Origin of the sequence: Gordonia amarae NBRC 15530, assembly GCF_000241345.1 — a bacterium.
Classification (GTDB): Bacteria; Actinomycetota; Actinomycetes; order Mycobacteriales; family Mycobacteriaceae; genus Gordonia; species Gordonia amarae.
The window spans coordinates 71,800-95,804 of sequence record NZ_BAED01000045.1; the positions used below are offsets into that span (position 1 = coordinate 71,800).

A 24,005-nucleotide genomic window follows, 5' to 3' on the forward strand; every position below is an offset into this window, starting at 1 on the left:
GTCGGGTATTTCTGGCACCTGCAGAGCGTGACGAATCGGCCGGCGGGATGGTGGACATGGCGTCTTCGACAGGGGACAGCGACGCGGTGCCGGGGCAGTGGCAACCGGCCGCACCGGGCAACTACCCCTATCCGGGCCCGCAGCAGGCGTATGCGCCGTATCCGGCTCACGGGGGTCCGCCCGGGTACCGCCCGCCACCACCGCGGTCCCGCGCCCCGATGTTCGCGGCGATCGCCGTGGCTTGCGTGGCCGCACTCGCGGTCGTCGGAGGGGTGATGTGGTGGACCACCAGATCCGACGACGCTCCACCGCTCGCCGGACAACTCACCCGTGAATATCCGACGGTGCCGAAAGCGGCGTGGACTCTCACCCCTGCTCAGCTGGGCGGGGTGGCGTTCGCATCTCCCAATCCGCTTGCCGCGATCTATGCGACTCCCGGTCCCGTGCATGATGGCCGGACGATCCTGACGCTGGTCATCAATCAGCGGTCTGGCGGGGAACGCCGTATCGCCGGAGTCGACTCCGTCACCGGATCGCATTGGGTGAACGACGATCCCGTCGATGCCTGCTCCGACGAGGTCGTCGGTGCGCGGATCGTGTGCATCAGTGGTTCCCAGGTGCACTTCATCGACACCCGGACCGGCCGGACCGTCGCGTCACACACGCTGCCGGGCAAAGGTTTCACCGTCGCCTACGACGGAAAAGCCGCCTACGTGCGGGGGTTCAATCAGACCGAGGCCCGTTCGGAGTCGCTCACCAAGGTCACCGCCGAGCGCATCGAATGGCATCGCCAATACCGGCTGCCTGAGAGGCAGAGCTTCGGTTCGGGTGACGCGACGCGGGTCATCGCCACCGGAAAGCTGTTCGGCACGGCCGGTGGACGTGTCATGGTCTACTCAGCCGACAATGGGCGACTGCTCCTCGACCGGCCGGGCAGCTACCAGATGAGTGCGCTGCCGGACGGCTCCCTGGCGGTGAATGTCGCTGACCCACAGGCGTTCACCATGCCGCTCGGGGGGCTGGGGCCGGTAGCGGTGGTGCGGCCGGACGGCACGGTCACCGATATTCCCGGATTGAGTATCACGGCACCGGCCGTGCGCTCCGGCAGGTTCGGTGACGCGGTATTCGTCGGCGGGAGACCTATGACGGTCGACGGTACGGACCTGGGCTGGCAGGTCACCGCCGCGCCCGGCGCGGTCGAGGTTCCGCTGGCCGCCGGTCCGTACGTGGCCCTCGTATCCGGCGGCACCACGCTCACCGTTGCCGACGCTTCGACCGGTGCGCCGAAATGGTCCCGGAAGATGATGTGGGTGATGACGGCGCCGTCGGTGGTGACCGACGGCCGCCTCCTGCTCTTCCCCGCGGAGAACGGTGCGCTGACAGCAGTGGACCTGGAAACCGGTGCCGACGTGTGGTCGCTGCCCGCCTCGGCCCTCGGTGGACCGGGTTCTTCCGGTCAGGATTCACTGGCTCCGACGGTGAGTGCGCTCGGTGAGGTGCTCGTGGCCGGTACCCGCGAGCACATCACGGGATTCGCGCCCACCGGTGGCCGGGCATCTGCGCCCGGATCGGGCCGTGGCACAACGAAACCCAAATCCGGGGGGTCGGGTGGAAAATACGTGACGCGGTGCGGCAGCGCTCCGAAGTTCACCCCCGAGAAGTTCACGACCTCCTCCGGTGGTCTCGGCGTGCGGATGAAGGTCACCGCGACCTGCCCGAAGGGGGATCTGTTGTCGGGCAGGCAGACCCGGGTCTCGTTGTCGGACGGGAACGGAGCGATCGCGTCGGGCACGTTCGATTTCAGCACCGATCCGCTGGTGCTGTCCTCGGACCGGGGTGATGACTCCGTCACCGTCGACCTGACGTTCCCTTCCGGGTCGTTTCAGCGGCTGCCGGACACCCTGGCGCAGGGCGGTATAGCCGTCACCGAATCCGGTCAGGCCGGATCGGGAGGAAACATCATGGTCGACTGCGATCCCGGTCAGCAGACTGTGGAGTCGTTGCCGCGCAACCATGTTCAGAGTTCGCAACCGCATGTGGCGACTCCCGTGCCGATGTCGTCGGCGACCGGTGGCCGGGGTTGCTCGGCCGCATTGCGCATGCAGTCGGACTCCGATCGCGCGTTCATCTCCCGCGTTCTCAACAACAAGTGGGTCGCCCAGCTCAGCTCGAAACGGCCCGGGCTCGTCGCCGACGGCAAGACCTGGGACGATTGCGCGATCCTCGATGAGTTCCTGGCGTTGCGGCTGAGATTCGATGACGCCCGGCTCCTCGACAGCGGTCAGTGGCCGGTGTTCAGCTACACGGCGTGGTGGGTCACCGTGGCCACGGTGACGTTCCGAGGTCCAGCTGCGGCCAACTCATGGTGCCGTACAAATGGTTTCGACCCCGAGCATTGTTTCGCCAAACTGGTCAGCACCACGGCCGGACCGGACAACAGTACCCGGTACTGGAGGTGAGTGACCGGTGAAAATGTCACGAACGTTGTTGTGGGCTCTGCTTTCCGGGGTGGCACTGCTCGTCGTCGCGGTGGTGGTTGTCGTGACCACGGTTGTCGATAAGGATGACCAATCTGGTAATACGTGGCTTAGCGGCGACGGGGACTCCGACTACCGCGGCTACGACCTGTCGGAACCGCCGCAACAGGTGTGGCGCGTGAGCGCGGCAGAGGCGCACGTAGGTATGTGGCTCGACCCGAAAACGAAATGGGGCGCTCAAGAACCCACGGGATACATCGAGGACGGCGGAATCGTGATCGCCGCCGGGGCTGCCACCGTCGGTGACGACGGAAGGAAGACGGTCGGGATCAATGCCCGCGACGGTGCCATCAGATGGCAGGCGGACACTCAGGGCCACGGCTGTAGTCCGCTACTGACGAACCATCGCATCGCGTGCGCCCACATCGGTGACGTCGACGTCCTCGACACGAGGACCGGGAAGAAGAACGCGTCCTTCGCCCAGCCCGACGACGGTTACGACTCGACGGTATCTCTGGGATCGACACTGGTTTCGGTCAGCAGGCCCGACGCTGTGATGGCCGTGCATCTCGGCGACGAACCAGGACCCGGTAGTCGGCGGATCGTCGGCCCGATCATCGATGGGAACACCGGTTGGACGTCCAACGGGACGGTGGGCACCTACTGCTCGAGTTCGGTCCGGGCCACCTCGAGCATCGTGTTCGATTCGAAAGGCGGGCAACCGCGGCCGGCATCGTCGACCGGATGCTTTTCGGCTCTGCCGGGTGGCGGATTCGTGGAATCGAATGCGATCGAAGCTGTGGTGTACACCGATTCCGGCGAGATGCGGTTCGCGAGCCCGCACCCGATGACGTTTCCCCGGACATTCGGGACGTCGGCGGAACGGCAGATCGCGATCATTCCCACCACCGGCGGCGTCGTCGATCTGGCGGCACGCAAGGAGATCTGGTTCTCGCCGGTCCTGCTGACCGACCCGCTGACCACGCAGCAGGTGGTCGGGATCGTCGGCGATGTGGTGGTGGTCCTCACCGACGACGGGGCATCGCTGGTGGGATTGTCGTTGCATGACGGCAAGCAGTTGTGGCACATCGGTGGCCTGAGGTCGTACGGCTCCTTCTCCTCACCGATGTCCGACGGCCGGCGCCTCGTGTTCCGGCACAGCAAAGAAGGCCTGGTGTGCGTCGATACGAGCACCGGCACCCGACTCTGGACGCTCCCGGATGCGGAGCAGGACACCTCCAGCAAGTCGTTCTTGTCCGGTGGGCGGATGGTGACCGTCAACGGTGCCGCGATCGCCGGATACGGATGGAGGTGAGTCCGTGCCGAAACTCATGAAAGCGCTTCTCGCGACGCTCGTCGTGGTTCTGTTCGCCGTTGTGGCAATGATTGTCTGGCGGTCCACATCCGATTCGGCCGACAGCCGTCCGACCGTCCTGGCGCAGAAGCAGGTCCGGTCGCTGTTCGCGCACCAGCCGACGATCGACTGGCGTGTACCCGTGAAGGACGCCGCACCAGAGGGCCTGGCCGCACCCGAGTTCGGCAACGGGTTCAGCTACGACCGCAGTGGCCCTCAGGTCATCGACCTGATCGACACCGTCATCGTCGGGGTGGTCGACAGCGAATCGGCCGGAGAACTGCCTTCGATGGTGGCGATCGACGTCGCGACCGGTGAGATCCGCTGGCGCGCAAAGGGTGACCCGCGAACGTGTGCGTCAGCGACGATCGACGGGTTGCTGCCCTGCGTGATCGGTACACCGTCCGGGGGCGCCGGCGACGAGGTAGCGATGATCCGGGTGGCTGACGGGACCATCGAACGGACACTGCCACGTCCGTCGTCGATCGTGGTGGGCAGTATCCGGGGAGTCCGGGTTCTGGGTGACCGGGTGATCGTCGCCGGATACGGCGCGGGAGAGACCGGCAATCCGGCCACGATAATCGTGGCCGGAACGGTCACTGACCTGTCGGCGCATTGGACGGTCTCCCACTCGGCGCGATCGCGGTGTTTCGGCACCGGCGACTCCCTGTACTTCGAGGCCGGAACTGACTTCATCAGCGTCGGTAACGACGCCGGCCAGACGGTGGTGCGCAGTTCCGACGGAAGCCTCATCACCGACGAACGACTGGCGAACGTACAGCACCGGCCGGGCCAGGGGCTGATCGCGACCAGTTGCCGTGGCAGCGAACCGCGTTCGCCCCGAGAACTGCTCATCTACGACACCTCGGGAAAGCTTATCCGAAAACATGATTCGGTGACTTCGGGCTTCGCTGGGGTCGGGGTCGCCGGGACTGCCGGCGGCGATGCACCGTATCGCGTCGGCACCGTGGTGACCGCCTTCGATTCCGGGCAACCCGCCTGGCCGTCGGCCGGCACGGTTCCCGACGAACTGGCGTACGGCCTCACAATCGAGGCGATCGGAGACAAGGCGCTCGTCTCGTATCCGTCCTGCGCGCAATGCGTCGACGCGACGAGCAACGTGATGACCGGGTACACGTTGGACGGTGGACACAACCTGTGGCCGCAGATCCACGAGACGTTGTCCTCTCGTGAATGGGTCACCGACGGTGAACGGATCATCTGGCTGGATGAGAACAAGGTGGCTGCGCTCGATGTGGCCACGGGCAGGCAGGCATGGGCCGTGCCCGCGGGTACCGGCGACCCGGACTACTCGGGTCCGGGCTCGCTGTACCGGGCCGGTGCGGGTTTTGTGCTGCGGACCAAGCACTACCTCACCTACTTCCGTCCCGACGCCTGACGGCCTGCCCGCGACTTTCCGGGAAAACAGCGTTCCGCGAGGGCACTATGCCCTCGCGGAACGCTATATCGCCAGGATTCTCCGGATCAGTTGATGGTGATACCGCCGTCGACCGGGATGGTCTGGCCGACGACGTAGCCGGCGGCGTCCGAGGCCAGCCACACCGCGGTGGCGGCGAGCTCCTCGGGATCTCCGATGCGGTGCAACACGATCCGGTCGTTCTGCTCCTGGAGATAGGTCGGCGGGTAGTTGTCGGTCATCTCGCTCTTGAAGAAGCCGGGCGCGATCGAGTTGACGCGGATACCCTTCCGAGCTCCCCACTGCTGGGCCAGGTCGCGGGTCAGGCCGATCACGCCCGCCTTGCTGGCGGCGTACGCGGCCTGCGGCAGACCGGCGGTGGTGATGCCCAGGACGCTGGAGATGTTGACGATGGCGCTGCCCGGCTGCATCACCTTGCCGCACGCCTGCGCCATCCAGTAGCTGCCGTTCAGATTCAGGTCGACGACCTGACGGAACTGCTCGGGGGTTTCGCGGGTGGCCGGCACCGCGGTGCCCACACCGGCGTTGTTGACCAGCACGTCGACCTTGCCGAACTCGGCCATCGCGGCGTCGACGGCGGCCTGGCACTGTGCGGGATCGGACACGTCGGTCTGCACACACAGCGCCTTGCGGCCGGCGGCCTCGACGAGCTTGGCGGTGTCGGTGAGTTTCTCCAGGCGCCGGGCGGCCAGCACCACGTCGGCGCCCGCCTCGGCGAAGCCCTTCGCGAACGCGACGCCGAGACCCGACGACGCGCCGGTCACGATCACGACCTTGTCGGTGAGCGAGAACCTGTCCATGATTGACATTGTGTCGGTTGACCTTTCGTGGTTAAGCGGGCGTATCCGGGGTTATCAGAACCAGTCGGACGGGGTGTCGATGGTGGTGCGGTCCTTGGCGGCGACGAGATCGAACATCGGGCCGGTCTTGGGCAGCTCGTACGTGAAGAAGTATTGCGTCGCGGCCCGCTTGCCGTCGTAGAAATCGCCGTCTTTGCCCGCCGCGGCGAGGAACTGCTCCAGCCACAGCCAGGCCAGGACGGTGTGGCCGGCGGCCTCCAGGAACGCGGTGGCGTTGGCCAGGGCGACGGCCGGGTCGCCGTCGGCCCACACGGTCATGACGGTGGCGGGGATGCGCTCGACGTACGGGCGCAGCGTGGCGGCGTACTCGGCGGCGGTGCCGCCGGCGGCGGTGGCGCGGTCGATGGTCTCGGTGAGGGTCTCGATCAGCACCTGCAGACCGGCGCCGCCCTTCATGACGAATTTGCGGCCCAGCAGGTCGATGGCCTGCACGCCGTGCGTGCCCTCATGGATCGGGTTGAGCCGGTTGTCGCGGTAGCACTGCTCGACGTCGAATTCCTTGGTGTACCCGTAGCCGCCGTGCACCTGGATCGCCAGATCGTTGGCGGTCAGGCACCACTGCGACGGCCAGCTCTTGCTGATCGGGGTGATGACGTCGAGGAGCAGTGCGGCGCGGGCACGTTCGTCTTCGTCGGTCGCGGTGGCGGCACGGTCGACCAGGGTCGACGACCACAGGCCCAGCGCGAGACCACCTTCCACGTACGACTTCTGCGCCAGCAGCATCCGCTTGACGTCGGGATGGTCGATGATCGCGACCGGCTTGGACGCGGGATCCTTGGCATCGACGGGGCGGCCCTGCAGACGGGTCTTGGCGTACTCCACCGACTGCAGGTAGCCGGCGTAACCGATTGCGGTGGCGAGGAATCCGACACCGATCCGAGCCTCGTTCATCATGTGGAACATGTAGAACAGGCCCTTGTGCTCCTCGCCCACGAGGTAGCCGACGGCGCCCTGATCGTCGCCGACAGGGAAGGTGCCGTCACCGAAGTTGAGCAGGGTGTTGGTGGTGCCGCGCTGACCCATCTTGTGGTTCAGGCCCACCAGTGCGACGTCGTTGCGGGTGCCGTCCTCCAGGAATTTGGGCACGATGAACAGTGAGATGCCCTTGACGCCGGGACCGCCGCCCGGGGCCTTGGCGAGCACCAGGTGCACGATGTTCTCGCCGAGTTCGTGGTCGCCGGCCGAGATCCACATCTTGGTGCCGGTGACCCGGTAGGTGCCGTCACCGACGGGGGTGGCCTTGGTGGTGATGTCCGACAGCGACGATCCGGCGCCCGGTTCGGACAGGCACATGGTGCCGAAGTACCGGCCCTCCAGCATCGGCTTGACCCAGGTGTCGATCTGGTCGGGGGTGCCGTAGGTGGCCAGCAGGTTGGCGTTGCCGACGGTCAGGAAGGTGTACGACGACATCGCGGGATTGGCGGCCTGGAACCAGGTCATCGCCGCCTGGTGGACGGTGGCGGGCAGGCTGCCGCCGTCGAGCTCCTCACCGAACGGGCCGGCGATCAGCCCGGCCGCGAGGAATTCGCGCACGCCTTCGGCGGTGACGTCGGGAAGCACGACTTTGCCGTCCTCACCCACGTACGGCTCGTTCTGGTCGAGGAGCTTGTTGAACGGCGCGTACTTCTTGATCGCGATGTCCTGGGCCAGGTCGAGGACGGCGTCGAAGGTGTCCTTCGAGTGATCGGCGTAGCGCTCGAACTTGGTGAGCTGCTCGACGTCGAGCCATTCGTAGAGCTGGAAGTCGAGGTCGCGGCGGGAGATGGGGTCGGCCATCAAGGTCTCCTCTGGGCGTAGATGCGTTATCGGCGGTATTGCTCAACTAAGCGATCGCTCATAAAATGAGCACTTGCTTATGATGCACCTCACGCGGGGCTCTGGTCAATCAGCGACCCGGTCACAGGTGCGCACGTGCGGTTCGGCTGAGAGAGGTGCCATGCGGCAGAGCGAGGCGGATGACGTCGCAGGTGGGTATGGCGCAGAGAAGGTTGGCGCAGAAAAGTTTGGCGCAGAGGGGTATCCGGCCCCTTACGTGTCGGACTCGGCGGCTGCGGCCCGGATGCGCCGGGCGGCGGTGGAGATGTTCGCCCGCGACGGATTCGGCGGTACGTCGACCCGGCAGATCGCCAAACACCTGAACCTGAGCCCGGCCGCCATGTATCCGCACTACAAGTCGAAAGAGGAACTGCTGTTCGCGATCGCCGTCGACGGGCACGGCCAGATCCTTGCCGAACTGCGTTCGGTCGATGCGGCGGCATCCGGAGACGGTCCCGGGCCGCGGCTGCGTGCGGTGGTCGCGGCGTTCGCCGGTTGGCAGGCCCGCCACCACGAACACGCCAAGGTGGTGCAGTACGAGATGCACGCCCTGGCCCCGGAGCATTTCCGGGTGGTCGCCCGGATGCGCCGCGACACCGTTGCCATCATCGAAGGCATTGTCCTCGAAGGTATTCAGAGCGGCGACTTCACCGTCGACAATCCCGACGACGCGGTGCTGGCCATCTCCTCCCTCTGCGTCGACGTGTGCCGCTGGTTCCCCAGCCGCACCCACTCCGACCCTGACGCACTCGGCACCGCCTACGCCGACCTCGTGCTGCGCATGGTGACGTGAGCACGTCCACCCCCACAACATCCACCTTCCTCACCCGCGAGATCGCCCGCTATGCTGGTGAATCTCCGTCGCGGGCAGCCGAAGCGGCCCGCAGCACGGCGTTCACCGCGCTGGGTGTCGCCCCGTAGGGTACCGCCGCGCAGGCCGTTGCGGCCGGTAGAGTCGCAGCATGCAGATCAGGGGAGTGGACCCGGCCGGGGTCGTGGAGAAGCTGCGTGACCCCGACCTCGTGGAGAAGCTGCGCAGGCGGGAGATCATCTACCTGATCGCGCCGTCGGGCTATCCCAACTACGGCGACGAACTGATCGCGCGGGCCTGGCTGCGGTACCTCGCCAAGGAGCGGCCTCGGGCCACCGTGGTGCTCGACTGCCATTCACCAGGGCAGGCGGCGCTGCTCTTCCGGGGTGTTCATCCACGGGCGCTCTTCGTCGACACCGTCTGGAAGCTCACCGTGCACGCGGGCGGATTGGCGGGAGACGTGACCGGCACCGACGGCCTCGACCCGGAGAAGCCGTGGGAGTGGGTTGCCTCGGCGGCAACGGAATTCGGCCATGCGCCCGGCCTGGCCGAGGGTGTGGACCTGTTCCGGCGGGCGTCGTCGGTGCATCTGCTCGGCGGTGGTTACGTCAACAAGGTGTGGCCGTATCAGGTGTCGCTGGTGGCGGCGGCGGCCGCGCTGGCCCGGTCGACCGGGGCACCCGCGTACGCGACGGGGCTCGGGCTGATCCCGACGGTCGGCGAGCCCGCCCTGGCGGCGCTGCGCGAGGCAGCGTCCGCGTTCACCGTGTTCGACGTGCGGGATACGGCCTCGGCGGCGGCCCTCGGCGACGACGCACGGCTCGGTGGCGACGACGCCTGGCTCGCGTGGGGCGACCGACGGCTGCTGACCCGGCGGCCCAAGCCGGTCCCCGGTGGGGTGACGCTGTGCATCCAGGCCGACCTCACCGAGGACTTCGCGGCGTTCGGGCAGACCGGTGTCGACGCCCTCGCCGAGGTGGTGCGCCGCACCCTCGACGCCTGGGAGGTGCCCGGGTCCGCGGTCACCGTGGTCGAGGGTATCCCGGGCAAGGACATGACAGTGCCGGTGAAACTGGCCGATCGGCTGGAGGGTTCGACGTCGGTGTCGTTCCTGGACATCTGGCGGCGCGGACTGCCCGCCGGACGTGGTGACACCTGGATCAGCACCCGCTTTCACCCGCACCTGATCGCCGCCGCCGCGGGCGATTCCGGTGTCGCACTGGTGCCCCGGCCCGACTACTACGCCACCAAACACGCCTCGCTCGCCGACATCGGGTCGCGCTGGACCATCGTCGACGATCCCGAACAGATCCCGGACCGCCCGCGGGCCGGCGGTTTCACCGCCGTCGACAGGGTCCGCGCCGTTGACGCCAAACGGGCACTGGCCGCGGAGCTGTACGGCCGCAAGCGGATTCGCGGGTAGTCTCCGGTTTTAGGTGGTCCGCTCATGCGCCGAAAGGTCGCCGGACCCTTCGAGACCCTCGCTCCTTCGTCGCTTCGGCCTCAGGGATCAAGATGGTGGCGTGTTTGGGCTGCGGTTTCGGGGGAGGTTTCTCCTGGTTTGCTTCGGCTTCAGGGATCAAGATGGTGGTTCGTCGTGGCGTCGCCGGGGTGTGGGGTTCAAGAGGGTGGTTCGCTGTGGTGTCGCCCGGTTTCGGGGTGGGGACGCTTCTTGATCCCTGAGGGCGATGCGAGGAACGAGCGAGCGTCTCGAAGGGTCCGGTGACGCCAGGCTCTCAACGGGTGAACCGGGAGAGCCGGGAGATACCTTCGGCGAGTTCGGATTTGCCCACCGAGTAGGACAGGCGGACAAACTGTTCGGCACCGGCGTCGCCGAAATCCTTACCCGGGGTGAGTGCCACGTGGGCTTCGTTCAGGGCGCGGTCGCAGAACTGCGAGGCGGTCATACCGGTGGACGAGACGTCGATGTAGACGTAGAACGCGCCGTCGGGAACCACCGGGACGTCCATGCCGATCGCCGCCAGCGCGTCGAGGGCCAACGCGCGGCGTTCCCGGAACTCGGTGCGCCGGGATTCGGCCTCGGCCAGCGCTTCCGGGGTAAAGCAGGCGAGTGAGGCGAGCTGCGACGGGGTGGCCGGGCAGATGTAGTAGTTCTGCGCCAGCCGCTCGATGACGTCGACGAGTTCGTCGGGCACGATCGCCCAGCCCAGGCGCCAGCCGGTGAGACCGAAGTACTTCGAAAAACTGTTGATCACAATCGCATCCGGGTCGGACGCGAGCACACTGCGCGGCGGCAGCGTCGGATGGGTGCCGTCGGAGTCGGCGAGGCCGAGGTAGATCTCGTCGACGATCCGCCAGCCGTCGCGCGAGCGGGCGACATCGCAGATCGCGGCCAATTCGTCCGCCGGCACCGTCGTCCCCGTCGGATTGGACGGCGTCGCCACCATCACCCCGCGCGTCGACTCCGTCCACGCCGCCGCCACCGAGTCAGCGGTGAGCTGGAACCTCTCGGCCGCGGTGGTTTCGATCAACCGCACCGTGGCGCCGAAACTCTCGGCGAACTGCCGGTTGCACGGATACGACGGGTCGGCGATCAGCACCTCGTCGCCCGGGTCGACGAGCGCCGCACACGCCAGCAGCAGCGCCGCCGACGCTCCCGAGGTCACCACCACCCGGCGCGCCGGAACCTCGCACCGGAAATGCTCCGAATAGAAGCCCGCGATCGCCTCCCGCACACTCCGCAGTCCGAGCGCGCCGGTGTAGGGGAGCGGCCTCCCGTTGCACAGGTCCCGGGCAGCGGCCAGGAACTGCGGCGGCGCACCGAAGTCGGGTTCGCCGATATTGAGCCGGATCACGTCGTGACCCTCGGCTCTCAGTTCGGCCGCGCGCATGCCGTATTCCATGGCATAGAACGGGCGCATCGATGCGGCGCGGGTGGAGGTCCTCATGGCGGTGATTCTGTCAGGAGTCGGGGCGCCACCCTGATTTATCCCCCAAACCCGTCTCTCAGGGTGTTGTCACCGGCGCGGCGCGGGCATGGTGGAGTCATGAACACATCAACGCAATTCAACCCGTCCACCGGCCGTGGCCTGGGCTTCTGGAAGATCCTGGCCATCATCGCCGTCATCCTCATCGCGTGCGCGCTGCTCGTCCCGATCCTCAAGGCCCTGTTCTGGGTGGCGCTCGTCGGACTCGCCCTGTATGGCGGATTCATGCTTTTCGGGAAGTCCGGTCAGTAGCATCGGGGTAACCGACTCGGCATCGGGGTAACCGAACTCTTGGAGGTAGGTAGTCATGCTGGCATTGGGATTTTTCGGCTGGATCATCATCGGCGGGCTCGCCGGATGGATCGCGGGCAAGATCATGGACGACAAGAACGGCCTGGTCCTCAACATCGTCTTCGGCATCATCGGCGGCCTGATCGGTGGTTTCCTGCTCAAACTGATCGGCGTCGACGTCGAGGGCGGTGGCATGATCTTCAGCTTCGTCACCTGCCTCGCCGGCGCGTGTCTGGTGCTGTGGATCGGCAGACTCGTCGGAGCCCGAACCGGGCGTTAGCCCGCCCGTCGCCCGGACCGGCCGGGGCTGGTGTGATCCGGGGCTAGTGTGGTGAAAGGCCATGTCACCACACGAGAGCAGACACATGACTTCGATCGCCATCATCGGCGGGCACGGCAAGATCGCGCTGCGCCTGGCACGCATCCTCACCGCGCGCGGCGATGCGGTGACCTCGATCTTCCGCAACCCCGACCACACCGACGAGGTGGCGGCCACCGGCGCCGCCCCGGCCGTCGCCGACATCGAGAACCTCGACACCGACATCCTCACCGAACTGCTCGGCGGCCACGACGCGATCGTGTTCTCCGCCGGGGCGGGCGGTGGCAACCCGCCCCGCACGTACGCCGTCGATCGTGACGCCGCCATCCGCACCATCGACGCCGTGCAGGCGGCAGGGGTACGCCGCTACGTGATGGTGTCGTACTTCGGCGCCGGACCCGATCACGGCGTCGACCCCGGAAATTCGTTCTTCCCGTACGCCGAGGCCAAGGCCGCCGCCGACACCCACCTCAAGGCCGCCGACCTGGACTGGACGATCCTCGGGCCGTCCCGGCTCACCGACGACCCCGGCACCGGCACCATCGAGGTGGGTGCGGGCGGAACGGCGAAGGGTTCGGTGAGCCGCGACAACGTCGCGCAGGTCGCGGCGGCGGTACTCGCCGCACCGGCCACCGCGCACCAGGTCATCGAGTTCAACGACGGGCCCGTGCCGATCGCCGAGGCCATCGGCCGGTAGAACTCGCGATGCCGAGCCTCCCGGACCGCCTCGCCGGCATCGTCGGTGCCCCGCACGTGCTCACCGACGCCGGCACCCTCGCCGGGTATCTCACCGACTGGACGGGCAGATGGACCGGAGCCGCCGACGCTGTCGTCCGTCCCCGTACCACCGACGAGGTGGCCGCGGTCGTCACGCTGTGTGCCGCCGAGGGCATCTCGCTGTGCGTGCAGGGCGGCAACACCGGTCTCGTCGGCGGGTCCATCCCGCCCGCCGCCGGTGACGCGCCCACCCGGCTCACCATCCTGCTGAGCACCGCCCGGATGACCGGCCTCGACGACGTCGACGTGATCGGCCGCAGCGTCGGTGCGCAGGCAGGTGCCACCCTCGACGCCGTCGACCGGCACGCCGCCGCGCACGGTCTGCGGTTCGGGGTGGACCTCGCGGCCCGCGAATCTGCCACCGCCGGTGGGGTGGTGGCCACCAACGCGGGCGGCATCCGGATGATCCGTCACGGCAACACCCGCAGCCAGGTACTCGGCATCGAGGCGGTCCTCGCCGACGGCCGCATCCTGCGCCGCTGGTCACCGCTGATCAAGGACAACGTCGGCTACGACCTGCCCGGCCTGCTCACCGGCAGCGAAGGCACCCTGGCGGTGATCACCAAAGTGCTGTTCTCCCTGGTCACCCCGCCTGAGGCGACGACCGTCGCGGTGGTGGCCCTCGACCGGGTGGCCGCCGCCACCGAACTGATCGCCGCCGCGTCGCGGCGTGGGCTGGTCGTCGAGGCCGCCGAGATCATGACCGAGGCCGGTGTCGACCTCGTCCACGCCCACGGCGCCCGCAGACCCGTCGCACAGCCCGCACCGTTCGAGTTCGTTTTCGAGGTATCCGGTGCGGGTGCGGTCGACGAAGAACTGTTGGCCGCGATCGAGGGTATCGACGGGGTACTCGACGCCGTCGCCGAACCCGGTCCGGCACAAGCCCTCTGGGCCGCCCGCGAGAACCACACCGAGGCCATCGCCCGGTCCACCACCACACCGGTGGTGAAACTCGATGTGTCCGTACCGATCAGGGCACTGCCCGAGGCCTTCGACCGGCTGCATGCCGTCCCCGGCGACCTCGGCGTCGAGTGCCGTCCCATCCTGTTCGGGCATGTCGGCGACGGCAACATCCACGCCAATTACCTCGACGTCCCCGCCGCCGATGTGCACCGCGTCACCGAGGCGGTGTTCGCCGTCGTCACCGATCTCGGTGGCAGCATCTCCGCCGAACACGGCATCGGCCGCGCCAAGGCCGCGTGGATCAGGCTGGGCCGCAGCGACGTCGACATCGACCTGATGCGCACCCTCAAAACCGCTCTCGACCCCCACGGCCTGCTCAACCCCGGGGTCCTCTTCGGCTGAGCTGTTCCGAATGCCGCTGGACATTTTCTCATATCGGAATATGATGTGGTCATGGCACGAGCGTCGACCACGTCCGATGTGTTCAATGCGATCGCCGAACCGCAGCGCCGCGAGATCCTGCTGCACCTGCGGCGGGGTGAGCATGCGGTCGGCGAGTTGGCGCTCGAGCTGGAGATGACGCAACCGCAGGCATCCAAACATCTGCGGGTCCTGCGTGAGGTCGGCCTGGTGCACGTGCGGGTCGACGGCAAACAACGGCTGTACGAGCTGGACCCGGCGGGACTGCTGCCCGTCAAGGAGTGGCTGGGCGGCTTCGAGCAGTTCTGGAACGAGAGCTTCGACAGGCTCAACGACTATGTCCGTGAATTGGACCGGACACGAGGCAAAGGACAATACAGTGACTGACACCTCCGGCACCGCGGAGACCGGCACCGCCGACAGGGAGACCGTGGTCAGCCACGACATCGACGCCGCGCCCGACATCGTGTTCGAGGCCTTCACCGAGGTCCGGCACCTGTCGATGTGGTTCGGGCCCAACGGATTCACCACGACGACGAAGTCTTTCGACTTCCGGGTCGGCGGTGAATGGGACTTCGTGATGCACGGACCCGACGGCACCCACTACCCGAACTGGGTCCGCTGGCGGGTCATCGATCGGCCCCGCCGGATCGTTATGGAGCACGGCGGTTTTCGTGACGACCCGGACGCCTTCGAGGAGACTTTCACCTTTGAGTCGGTGGGGGACCGGACCCGGATCGTGCTGCGCAACGTATTCCCCACGGTGGAGCTCCGTGACCAGGCGGTCGCGAGATTCCACGCCGTCGAAGGCGGGCGACAGACGCTGAGTCGTCTCGCGGCCCATGTCGTAACCACCACCCACAAGCAGTAGGAGTAGCCATGTCCCGTGTTCGGGTCCACAACTTCGCCGTCTCGCTCGACGGCTTCGGCACTGGCGACGGCCAGACCCGCGAGGCGCCGTTCGGCCACGCCGGCACCCGGCTCCTGGACTGGGCCTTTCCCACCCGCACCTTCACCGACATGGGCTTTCATGGCGAACAGCCCGGCACCACCGGCATCGACGAGGCGTTCGCGAGCCGCTGGAACACCGGGATCGGCGCGGAGATCATGGGTCGCAACAAGTTCGCGCCCAAGCCGGGGCCGTGGCCCGACGATGACTGGAAGGGTTGGTGGGGTGACACACCGCCCTTCCATACACCGGTCGTCGTACTCACCCACCATCCGCGGCCGCCGCTGGAGATGGAAGGCGGCACCACCTTCCACTTTCTCAACGGAGAGCCGGCCGAAGCGCTCGCCCTGGCCCGCGAACTCGCCGGCGGCCTCGACATCCGCATCGGCGGCGGGGTGACGACTGTGCGCGAGTTCCTGCGGGCCGACCTGATCGACGAGATGCACATCTCCGTCGCGCCGGTCTTCCTCGGCCGCGGGGAGCGGCTCTGGGACGGCCTCGAAGGACTCGAGGAACGATTCGCCATCGAATCGGTGATCTCGCCGAGCGGCGTCATCCACCTGATGTTCTCCCGCCGTTGACTCCACCCTCGCGGCGTGACCTGGTGCCGGCTTCTATCCCGGTTCTTGGGTATCGGCGGTCGGTGGTCGGGGATGGGTGCTTTGCCGGAGCCTGCCGGCCGCCGTGCGGGTGCCGGGCTCGATGGGCCGCGCGCCCACTGCCGCTGTCAGGCCGTACGGAGGCATGCCCGAGCTGATGGCCTCGTGGTCGCCGATCACGTATGTCTCGTGCCAGATGCCGACTTTGTCGCGGTCTGCGTAGATCTTGGTGAACCAGCGCCAGGCCGGAAGGTGTGGGGCGTCGGGGTCGGCGGCGAACCGCTGGAGGTCGGTGGCCGAACGCCAGTAGGAGACGACGCTGAACGAGGCGTCGGGACTTGCACACAGCCGGGCCGACAGCATGCCGGCTTCGGGATGTGCTTGCAGGTACCGCAGCATGCGCGGCATCGCGATGAATACCGACAGCCAGGCGCGCAGGTGCCACGGTTTGGTGACCTTCATGCCGATGAGGAACAGAGCGGTCCCTGCGGGTGGTGGTTCATTGGTCATGCGGATGGCGGTGGGTCTGGGCATCGGAACTCCTGGGATCGGCGGCATCGTTTCATAACAGTGTTATGAAACGATGTTATGGAATGATTTCCCACATGGCAAGGCCCAAGGTGTACTCGGATGACCTTCGTGACAAGTTGCTCGACGCGGCCGTCGAGGTTGTCGCGGACCGAGGCGTCGGCGCGCTGTCGGTGCGCGAGGTGGCGCACCTGGCCGGCACGTCGACGACGGCGGTGTACTCGCTGCTCGGCAGCAAGACCGCGCTCACCGCCGGAGTGCTGGTGCGGTCCTTCGAATCCTTTGCCGCGCACCAGGAGGAGGCGGTCGCCAACTCGGCTCCTGCCGATGTGCTGGCGGGTCTGGGTGCGCACTACGTCGGCTGGGCACTGGAGAATCCGCGGCTGTATGAGCTGATGTTCGGCGGGTCCCTCGCCGGAATCCCGCAGAGCCCCGAGCTTCAGGCGGCGGCGACCCGCGCGATGACCCCCCTGCACGACGGTGTCGTCGCCGCGATCGCCGCCGGCTTCGTCCGCCGCGATGCCGAGACCGCCACCGTGATGGCGTCATTGTGGGCACAGGTGCACGGACTGTCGATGCTGTTGCTGTCCGGGCATTTTCCGGCCGAAGCGGACCCGGCGACCGCTGCCATGGCGGTGGTCGACGGATGGCGCCCGCCGTCCACCCGAACGGAGTCCTAGTGCCAGGTCGTGGCACCTGAATACCGGATAGAGGTGCAATCGTCGGCGGTAGTCCGGCGCGGCGGGCCAAATGCTGCGACGATGGTCGGGTGAGCACCGTGGACCGCGCGCGGCTGGTGGAACTGGCCGGACGACTGGGCGTCGCCGACAGCTATGTGGGCTGGGACAAACTCGGCCACGAGGTGGCAACCGAGACGCTGATCAGCGTGCTGGCGGCGCTCGGCGTCGACACCGGCGGCCCGGACTGGGTGGACACGGCGCTGGCCGAGGCTGATGCCGACGAGTGGCGGGCCTTTCTGCCCGCGGTCACCGTCGCCGCCGAGGGAACCGGTCACTGGTTCAACGTGCATGTACCGCACTGGGATCCGGTGCACGTGTGGATCACCACCGAGGACGGCGAGTCGGTACCGGTGCAGCAGGCCGATCACTGGGTGGATCCGCGTGAGATCGACGGGGTACTGACCGGTCGGGCGAGTTTCATCGTCCCCACCGACCTCGGCATCGGCTATCACACGCTGCACGCGCACAACCCGGCCCGCGACCACACCGTCGAGGCGCCGCTCATCGTCACCCCCGCACGGTTGACCACCGCCGACGCCCTCGGAGGCCGGCAACGCTGGGGGCTGGCGATCCAGCTGTACTCCACCCGCTCGAGGCAATCCTGGGGCGTCGGCGACCTCGGCGACCTGGCCCGGATCTGCGAGATCGCCGGCACCGGACACGGCGCCGACTTCGTGCAGATCAACCCGCTGCATGCCGCCGAACCCATACCGCCGGTGGAGGATTCGCCCTACCTGCCCACCACCCGGCGGTTCGTCAACCCGCTCTACATCCGGGTGCAGGACATTCCCGAGGCCGCGCGACTACCCAAAGGGCTGCGCAAGAAACTCGCCAAGGTCGCCACGGAATTCGAGCCGGTCAACACGTCGGCCGGAAAGATCAAACGCAACAAGCCCTACCGGTTGAAACTGCTGTGGCTCAACAAGATCTACGACCTCGGGATCGGCGGTGAGCGGGCCGGGGATTTCGCCGCGTTCCGGGAACGGGAAGGCGAGGGGCTCGTCCGGTTCGCCACCTGGTGCGCACTCGCCGAGCGATACGGCGCCCGCACCGACCGCTGGCCCGTCCGGCTCGACGATCCGGACAGGTTGGCGCGCAAGGTATCCAAGCTCGCCGGCCGCATCGACTTCCACTGCTGGCTGCAATGGATCTGCGATGAGCAACTCGCCGCCGCCGACACATCGGCGCGAGAATCCGGGATGGCCGTCGGGGTGATCGCCGATCTCGCCGTCGGCGTCAACCGCACCGGCGCCGACGCGTGGGCACTCAAAGACACACTCGCCCAAGGGGTCAGCGTCGGTGCCCCGCCCGACGGCTTCAACCAGCAGGGCCAGGACTGGAGCCAACCGCCCTGGCATCCCCGCAGGCTCGCCGCAGCCGGATACGCGCCCTACCGGGACATGCTGCGCACCATCCTCCGGCACGCCGGCGGCGTCCGCGTCGACCACATCCTCGGCCTGTTCCGGCTGTGGTGGATCCCCGACGGCAACCCGCCCTCCGGCGGCGCCTACGTGCGCTACGACCACAACGCCCTCATCGGCATCCTCGCCCTCGAAGCGCAACGAGCCGGGGCCGTCGTGATCGGTGAGGATCTCGGTGTGTTCGAGCCGGTTGTGCAGGACACTCTGCGTGATCGGGGGATCCTCGGCACCTCCATCCTGTGGTTCGAGCACGGCCCGTACGCACCGATCCCGCCCGAGGAGTACCGGGCGCTGTGCCTGACCGCGGTCACCACCCACGACCTGCCGCCCACCCTCGGCTACCTCGCCGGCGACCACATCGCGCTGCGCTCACAGCTCGGTCTCCTCGAAACCGGTGAAGAGGCCGAACGGGCCCGCGACGCCCGCGACCGCGACGCCATCCTCCAGCTCGCCGTCGATCGCGGACTGCTCACCGACGACGCGGAACTCGTCAACCCCGGCACCGTCGCGGCGCTGTACCGGCTCATCGCCCGCAGCCCGTCCATCCTGCTCAGCGTCGCCCTCGTCGACGCCGTGGGGGAGCGGCGCATCCAGAACCAGCCCGGCACCACCGGCGACCAATACCCCAACTGGCGCATCCCGCTCGCCGACGACACCGGCACGGCTGTCCTCGTCGACGACCTCGACGGCCACCCCCGGTTCACCGCACTCATCGACGCGCTCACAGGTCCACCCCCCACATGCCCTGAGAACCCCGACATGCCCTGAGCCCCTCGCCTCCGCCGCCCACCGGGCATACGCTGGACTGCATGCGAGCGTGGTCAGTCACCGAGCCAGGGCCGATCGACAGAAACGGCGCCGCCCCACTGCGCCTCGTCGACAAACCCACGCCCACACCGGGACCCGGCGAACTCCTCGTCAGAGTCCGCGTCTGTGGGGTGTGTCGCACCGACCTGCACGTCACCGAGGGTGACCTGCCCGTCCACCGGCCCGGCGTCACCCCCGGGCACGAAATCGTCGGCGAGGTAGCCGAAACCGGCCCCAGCGCAGAAGGATTCAGCATCGGTGACCGCGTCGGCGTCGCCTGGCTGCACCACACCGACGGAACCTGCCGCCACTGCCGCAGCGGCGACGAAAACCTGTGCGCCGCATCCACCTACACCGGCTGGGACACCGACGGCGGCTACGCCGAATACACCACCGTCCCCGCCGCCTACGCCTACCGCATCCCCGACGGCCTCGACGACGTCGCCGCCGCACCACTGCTCTGCGCAGGCATCATCGGCTACCGCGCACTCAAACGCGCCCGCCGCGAACCCGGCACCATGCCCGCCCGGCTCGGCCTCTACGGCTTCGGCGGCAGCGCCCACCTGTGCGCCCAGCTCGCCATCGCCCTCGGTTCCACCGTCCACGTCATGACCCGCGGACAACAGGCCCGCGACCTGGCACTGTCCCTCGGCGCCGCATCCGCCGGAGACGCCTACGACGAACCACCCGAACCACTCGACGCCGCCATCACCTTCGCCCCCGTCGGCGAACTCGTACCCGTCGCCATGCGCGCCCTCGACCGCGGCGGCATCCTCTCGATCGCCGGCATCCACCTCACCGACACCCCGCCGCTCAACTACGAACGAGAACTGTTCTACGAGAAAGAAATCCGGTCCGTCACCGCCAACACCCGCGCCGACGGCCGCGAATTCCTCCGACTCGCCGCCCGCCACGGGGTGCGCGCCACCACCCACACCTACCCCTTCGACCAAGCAGACCAGGCGCTACGGGATCTCAAGGCCGGCGCTTTCGACGGGGCCGCTGTGCTGGATTTGCGGTGAGATCAGGCTCCGCTCCTTCCCGTTCTTCACTCCGCCACGCGGGCTCGTTCCTCGCTCGCGTGTCGTCGCTCCAGAACGGGCGCTGCGCCTGATCTCACCGCGCGGCCAAACATGTGGTCGTCCTGGTGGCGGCCTGATGTTTTCGGGGCGTGCGATCATGGGGGGTATGTCCGCTACGCAACCGTCCCTGATCCAGCGCGTCAAGTATCTGCTGGGCCGTCCGCTGCCGGACGGGATGCGGGAGTGGGTGCGCAACGACGTCGTCGGACCGGGCAACGCCCGCCGGTACTTCATCCGCGGCATCCTGCCGCTGATCCCGATCCTGATCGCGTTCGCGTTCGTGCCGGGGCCACTGATCATCCGGCTGTGCATGATGCTGCTTCTGCTGCTGCCGCTGATCTACTTCCAGTTCGCGCTGATGAGGGTGTACCGGCGGCATCTGCTGCACAGCAACGGCCTGGACCCCGACCTGGTCAACGAGTCCCGGGACCGGCGCAAGGCCGACACCCGCAGCGAATACGAGAACATCTACCGCCGCGACTAGCGGTTAGGCACCTCGGCCAACAGCTCCGGACCGTTGTTGGCGACACGGTTGACCAGCGGCGACACCTCGCGGATGTCGATGGCGTCGGCGATTTCCTCGGTCGGTGCGCGGAACAGGGCGCTCGGCGCCAGATGGTCGGGGTCCAGCCAGCGGTCCCAATGGTCGAACGGCATGATCAGCGGCATCCGGTCGTGGACCTCGGTCAGCTTGCCGACGGCGTCGGTGGTCAGGATCGAGCAGCTCAGCAGCGGAGGAACTGCCCCGCCCTCTTTGCCACTGTCGTCCTTGGCGTGCCACACCGACCACAGCCCGGCCATGAACAGCCGGGTGCCGTCGCGCGGTGACATGAAAAACGGGATCTTCGTCGGCTTGCCCTTGACGTCGGGCGGGCCCTTCTTCCACTCGTACCAGCCGTCCATCGGCACCAGGCAGCGGTACGACTTCACCGACGACCGGAACGAACTCTTCTGCGCCGCAGTCTCGGCGCGGGCGTTGAACAGCAACGGCCCCTTGCCCGGTTCCTTCGACCACGACGGCACCAGACCCCAGCGCATCGCGCGGATCCGCAGCCGCGGATCGTCGTCGGGACACTCGTGGTCGTGCCGTTTGACGACGGTCATCACCGAGGTGGTGGGAGCGACGTTGTAGTTGACGCCTGGCGACGGCGTGGCCGATTCCGTGCCGTCACCGACGTCGGGAACCTCGTTGACCGCGTCGATCTCGGCGGCGAGCTTCGCCGGATCGGTGGTCACCGCGTAACGTCCGCACATGCGTCCATGGTGTCACGGAACCGGCGTCACGGAGCTGCGGGCATACGGAACAAACTCCCACGAAACTATGTTGGCAACTCATGTCACTTGCCCATGCCGACAGCGGAAAGGTCGAAGCCGTGAGCGTCAGCCCCAACCTGCTCACCCGAGCCTACGGCGACGTGTCAGTCGCCCCGGACGCACCCGCCGGACAGGTGCCGTCGGTAAGCTTGTCCGACAGCAGTGGGCGCTCCGGCACGCTGCGTGGGCACATCGAGTTCCGCCAGGTGCTCACCGCGCCACAGACGCCGGTGCCCCCGGTCGACATCGAAGGGATCGCAGTGGCTGACTCGGATTCGGGCGCGACACACAGTTCACCGGAGGAGGTGGACGGCCACGACAACGTGGATTCCGCGCCGCGCCGTGCCGACCCGAATGAATCGGAAGCCGACCTCACCGCCCGGTTCGAGCGGGACGCACTGCCGCTGCTCGACCAGATGTACGGCGCCGCACTGCGGATGACCCGCAACCCGGCCGACGCCGAGGACCTGGTCCAGGAGACCTACATCAAGGCGTACACCGCGTTCGCCTCGTTCCGCGACGGCACCAACCTCAAGGCGTGGCTGTACCGCATCCTCACCAACACCTACATCAACTCGTACCGCAAGAAGCAGCGCCAGCCCGCGCAGTATCCCACCGACGAGATCACCGACTGGCAGCTCGCCGCCACGGCCGAGCACACCTCGTCGGGGCTGCGCTCGGCCGAGATCGAGGCCCTCGACGCGCTGCCCGACGACGAGATCAAACAGGCGCTGCAGGCGCTGCCGGAGGACTTCCGGATGGCCGTCTACTACGCCGACGTCGAAGGTCTGCCGTACAAGGAGATCGCCGAGATCATGGACACCCCCATCGGGACGGTCATGTCGCGGCTGCACCGGGGCCGCCGCCAGCTCCGGGAACTGCTCGCCGAGGTGGCCCGCGAACGTGGATTCAACCGCTCGCCCAAGGGTTCCGACGGCGGGAAAAAAGCCAGGAAGTCCGGCGGTAAGAAATCCGAAGCCAGCGGGTCCCCAGCGGATCCGGATCCCGAGAAGACAACCGACCCCGAGAAGAAGACTGCGCGGACCGCGCAGAAAAGTGAGGTATCACGGTGAGCGCCACTGAACCGGAAGACACCGGGATTCCGGGAGATACCGACCCCGAGTTCGTCACCCTCGATTGCAGCGCGGTCCTGGCCGACGTGTGGCTGCTGCTCGACAACGAATGCGACCCCGGCGCCCGCAGCCGGATCCAGGGTCACATCGACAACTGCCCGTCGTGTCTGGAGCACTACGGGATCGAACGCGACCTCAAAGCGCTGATCAGCCGCAAATGCGGCGGCGACGAGGCACCCGCCGGCCTGCGGGACCGGCTGCGGCTGGAGATCCACAAGACCGTCGTCAGCCGCACCACCGTGGTGTTCCCCGACGACACCACCCGCTGACCGGGCGCGACACGGCCCGGATGCCACAGACCCCGAATACAGCAAGAACCCCGAATACAGCAAGAACCCCGGATGCAACAAGACCCGGTCGCACCGTGTGCGGTCCGGGTCTTGTGGGTCGAACTCGACGTGTTGCTGCAGACGACTTCTCGTGTGCAGACGAATGTCAGGAGTTCGGGCGCTTGCCGTGGTTGGCTGCGTTCTTCTTGCGAGCGCGCTTCTTGCGTCCACGCTTGCCCATGGCGGATCTCCTTTGATGTCTACCGTTGGTCAGAGTCGATCATCCCACGTCGGGGGCCGCTCCCGGAAATCAGCCCACGTCCCGGCCCTGCGGGCAGTACCAGGTGCGCCTCTCATCCCCGGCAGGGGTCGGCTAGATTCTCCTCATGGCTGAAGATGTCGTCGCGGAGATCGTGGCAACCGTCCTTGAGGTCTCCGCAGCAGGGGGACAGCGGGTCGAGGTGGGGGACACCCTGGTGCTGCTGGAGTCGATGAAGATGGAGATCCCGGTGCTGGCCGAGGACCCCGGAACGCTCGCCGAGGTGAAGGTCAAGGTCGGCGATGTGATCCAGGCCGGCGACGTCATCGCGGTCTACCAGTAGCCGCACCCGGCCGACAAGCGCGGGACACAGATGTCGACGCTGGTAGATCTGCTCGCCGAGCACACCACGCTGTCCGATGCCGCCGCCGGTCATCTGCAGCGCCTCGTCGCCGAATGGCAGTTGCTCGCGGATCTGTCGTTCGCCGACC

The 24,005-nt window shown here is 67.5% G+C and carries 27 protein-coding genes; 21 read left to right on the forward strand and 6 right to left on the reverse strand.

Annotated elements, in window-relative coordinates:
- The first annotated feature begins 56 nt into the window (after positions 1–56).
- Genes GOAMR_RS12190 through GOAMR_RS12200 form a run of 3 tightly spaced genes read left to right on the forward strand, consistent with a single transcriptional unit; the run spans position 57 to position 5,230 of the window.
- A complete protein-coding gene (locus tag GOAMR_RS12190) occupies positions 57–2,459 on the forward strand; it encodes an outer membrane protein assembly factor BamB family protein (RefSeq protein ID WP_040515130.1) in 2,403 nt (800 codons plus the stop codon).
- A gap of 13 nt (positions 2,460–2,472) precedes the next feature.
- Entirely contained in the window at positions 2,473–3,792 is a 1,320-nt protein-coding gene (locus GOAMR_RS12195; protein ID WP_083836944.1) for an outer membrane protein assembly factor BamB family protein, read from the forward strand.
- A gap of 4 nt (positions 3,793–3,796) precedes the next feature.
- Positions 3,797–5,230 carry a hypothetical protein gene (locus tag GOAMR_RS12200; protein WP_005187831.1) on the forward strand — a complete coding sequence of 478 codons (1,434 nt, stop codon included), beginning with the start codon at positions 3,797–3,799 and terminating at the stop codon, positions 5,228–5,230.
- 86 nt (positions 5,231–5,316) lie between these two features.
- Here GOAMR_RS12200 and GOAMR_RS12205 read toward each other — a convergent pair whose 3' ends face one another.
- Both GOAMR_RS12205 and GOAMR_RS12210 read right to left on the reverse strand, forming a co-directional pair.
- Entirely contained in the window at positions 5,317–6,078 is a 762-nt protein-coding gene (locus tag GOAMR_RS12205; protein WP_005187832.1) for an SDR family NAD(P)-dependent oxidoreductase, read from the reverse strand.
- Between the two features lie 45 nt (positions 6,079–6,123).
- Positions 6,124–7,905 (reverse strand): acyl-CoA dehydrogenase, encoded by a 1,782-nt coding sequence (locus tag GOAMR_RS12210; protein WP_005187833.1) that lies wholly within the window; start codon positions 7,903–7,905, stop codon positions 6,124–6,126.
- A gap of 283 nt (positions 7,906–8,188) precedes the next feature.
- On the opposite strand from GOAMR_RS12210, the gene GOAMR_RS12215 reads away from it, so the two are divergent.
- The 3 genes from GOAMR_RS12215 to GOAMR_RS12220 are packed head-to-tail and all read left to right on the forward strand — an operon-like array spanning position 8,189 to position 10,178.
- Positions 8,189–8,737, forward strand: a complete 549-nt coding sequence (locus GOAMR_RS12215) for a TetR/AcrR family transcriptional regulator (RefSeq protein WP_244427397.1) — start codon at positions 8,189–8,191, stop codon at positions 8,735–8,737.
- Positions 8,734–8,865 carry a hypothetical protein gene (locus GOAMR_RS25755; RefSeq protein WP_259064113.1) on the forward strand — a complete coding sequence of 44 codons (132 nt, stop codon included), beginning with the start codon at positions 8,734–8,736 and terminating at the stop codon, positions 8,863–8,865. Before GOAMR_RS12215 ends, GOAMR_RS25755 begins: the two co-directional genes overlap by 4 nt.
- Before the next feature lie 41 nt (positions 8,866–8,906).
- Positions 8,907–10,178: a polysaccharide pyruvyl transferase family protein gene (locus tag GOAMR_RS12220; RefSeq protein WP_005187837.1), complete on the forward strand. Its 1,272-nt coding sequence runs from the start codon at positions 8,907–8,909 to the stop codon at positions 10,176–10,178.
- Between the two features lie 313 nt (positions 10,179–10,491).
- Here the strand turns inward: GOAMR_RS12220 and GOAMR_RS12225 are convergent, their stop codons facing one another.
- Complete coding sequence (locus tag GOAMR_RS12225; protein ID WP_005187840.1) at positions 10,492–11,664, reverse strand: aminotransferase class I/II-fold pyridoxal phosphate-dependent enzyme; 1,173 nt, start codon at positions 11,662–11,664, stop codon at positions 10,492–10,494.
- A gap of 99 nt (positions 11,665–11,763) precedes the next feature.
- Between GOAMR_RS12225 and GOAMR_RS12230 the strand changes: the two genes are divergently transcribed.
- The 7 genes from GOAMR_RS12230 to GOAMR_RS12260 all read left to right on the forward strand — a co-directional run bounded on the left by GOAMR_RS12230 (position 11,764) and on the right by GOAMR_RS12260 (position 15,943).
- Entirely contained in the window at positions 11,764–11,955 is a 192-nt protein-coding gene (locus tag GOAMR_RS12230) for a hypothetical protein (protein ID WP_005187842.1), read from the forward strand.
- Between the two features lie 55 nt (positions 11,956–12,010).
- Positions 12,011–12,274 (forward strand): GlsB/YeaQ/YmgE family stress response membrane protein, encoded by a 264-nt coding sequence (locus tag GOAMR_RS12235; RefSeq protein ID WP_005187845.1) that lies wholly within the window; start codon positions 12,011–12,013, stop codon positions 12,272–12,274.
- Positions 12,275–12,359: 85 nt separating this feature from the next.
- Positions 12,360–13,010, forward strand: coding sequence for an SDR family oxidoreductase (locus tag GOAMR_RS12240; RefSeq protein WP_005187849.1), 651 nt, complete (start codon positions 12,360–12,362; stop codon positions 13,008–13,010).
- A gap of 8 nt (positions 13,011–13,018) precedes the next feature.
- On the forward strand, positions 13,019–14,395 hold the full coding sequence (locus tag GOAMR_RS12245; protein WP_005187851.1) for an FAD-binding oxidoreductase: 1,377 nt from the start codon (positions 13,019–13,021) through the stop codon (positions 14,393–14,395).
- Positions 14,396–14,446: 51 nt separating this feature from the next.
- Positions 14,447–14,800 carry an ArsR/SmtB family transcription factor gene (locus GOAMR_RS12250; protein ID WP_040515107.1) on the forward strand — a complete coding sequence of 118 codons (354 nt, stop codon included), beginning with the start codon at positions 14,447–14,449 and terminating at the stop codon, positions 14,798–14,800.
- The gene (locus tag GOAMR_RS12255) at positions 14,793–15,284 is read left to right on the forward strand and encodes an SRPBCC family protein (protein WP_005187856.1); all 492 of its coding nucleotides are present in this window, start codon (positions 14,793–14,795) and stop codon (positions 15,282–15,284) included. The genes GOAMR_RS12250 and GOAMR_RS12255 overlap by 8 nt, the downstream gene beginning before the upstream one ends.
- Before the next feature lie 8 nt (positions 15,285–15,292).
- Positions 15,293–15,943, forward strand: coding sequence for a dihydrofolate reductase family protein (locus GOAMR_RS12260; protein WP_005187858.1), 651 nt, complete (start codon positions 15,293–15,295; stop codon positions 15,941–15,943).
- A 33-nt stretch (positions 15,944–15,976) separates the two neighbouring features.
- Here the strand turns inward: GOAMR_RS12260 and GOAMR_RS12265 are convergent, their stop codons facing one another.
- Positions 15,977–16,495, reverse strand: coding sequence for a DUF4188 domain-containing protein (locus tag GOAMR_RS12265; protein WP_005187860.1), 519 nt, complete (start codon positions 16,493–16,495; stop codon positions 15,977–15,979).
- Between the two features lie 71 nt (positions 16,496–16,566).
- Here GOAMR_RS12265 and GOAMR_RS12270 point away from each other — a divergent pair, with 71 nt between their 5' ends.
- The 4 genes from GOAMR_RS12270 to GOAMR_RS12285 all read left to right on the forward strand — a co-directional run bounded on the left by GOAMR_RS12270 (position 16,567) and on the right by GOAMR_RS12285 (position 21,023).
- The gene (locus tag GOAMR_RS12270; RefSeq protein WP_306302440.1) at positions 16,567–17,169 is read left to right on the forward strand and encodes a TetR/AcrR family transcriptional regulator; all 603 of its coding nucleotides are present in this window, start codon (positions 16,567–16,569) and stop codon (positions 17,167–17,169) included.
- An 89-nt stretch (positions 17,170–17,258) separates the two neighbouring features.
- The gene (gene malQ / locus GOAMR_RS12275) at positions 17,259–19,418 is read left to right on the forward strand and encodes a 4-alpha-glucanotransferase (RefSeq protein ID WP_005187871.1); all 2,160 of its coding nucleotides are present in this window, start codon (positions 17,259–17,261) and stop codon (positions 19,416–19,418) included.
- 41 nt (positions 19,419–19,459) lie between these two features.
- Entirely contained in the window at positions 19,460–20,479 is a 1,020-nt protein-coding gene (locus GOAMR_RS12280; RefSeq protein WP_005187874.1) for a zinc-binding alcohol dehydrogenase family protein, read from the forward strand.
- Between the two features lie 166 nt (positions 20,480–20,645).
- Entirely contained in the window at positions 20,646–21,023 is a 378-nt protein-coding gene (locus GOAMR_RS12285) for a DUF5313 family protein (protein WP_040515109.1), read from the forward strand.
- Here the strand turns inward: GOAMR_RS12285 and GOAMR_RS12290 are convergent.
- Positions 21,020–21,793, reverse strand: a complete 774-nt coding sequence (locus GOAMR_RS12290; RefSeq protein WP_005187879.1) for an SOS response-associated peptidase — start codon at positions 21,791–21,793, stop codon at positions 21,020–21,022. The two genes, GOAMR_RS12285 and GOAMR_RS12290, sit on opposite strands and share 4 nt — an antisense overlap.
- An 80-nt stretch (positions 21,794–21,873) precedes the next feature.
- Between GOAMR_RS12290 and GOAMR_RS25760 the strand changes: the two genes are divergently transcribed.
- Together GOAMR_RS25760 and rsrA are read left to right on the forward strand one after the other, a co-directional pair.
- Positions 21,874–22,926 (forward strand): sigma-70 family RNA polymerase sigma factor, encoded by a 1,053-nt coding sequence (locus GOAMR_RS25760; RefSeq protein ID WP_005187882.1) that lies wholly within the window; start codon positions 21,874–21,876, stop codon positions 22,924–22,926.
- Positions 22,923–23,255, forward strand: a complete 333-nt coding sequence (gene rsrA, locus GOAMR_RS12300) for a mycothiol system anti-sigma-R factor (RefSeq protein ID WP_005187885.1) — start codon at positions 22,923–22,925, stop codon at positions 23,253–23,255. The genes GOAMR_RS25760 and rsrA overlap by 4 nt, the downstream gene beginning before the upstream one ends.
- Before the next feature lie 166 nt (positions 23,256–23,421).
- Here the strand turns inward: rsrA and GOAMR_RS25890 are convergent, their stop codons facing one another.
- Complete coding sequence (locus GOAMR_RS25890; protein WP_370452957.1) at positions 23,422–23,496, reverse strand: 50S ribosomal protein bL37; 75 nt, start codon at positions 23,494–23,496, stop codon at positions 23,422–23,424.
- Positions 23,497–23,641: 145 nt separating this feature from the next.
- Between GOAMR_RS25890 and GOAMR_RS12305 the strand changes: the two genes are divergently transcribed.
- A complete protein-coding gene (locus GOAMR_RS12305; protein WP_005187887.1) occupies positions 23,642–23,857 on the forward strand; it encodes a biotin/lipoyl-binding carrier protein in 216 nt (71 codons plus the stop codon).
- A 30-nt stretch (positions 23,858–23,887) separates the two neighbouring features.
- On the forward strand, positions 23,888–24,005 hold a 118-nt coding region (locus GOAMR_RS24180), incomplete at its 3' end, for a histidine kinase N-terminal domain-containing protein (RefSeq protein WP_005187890.1).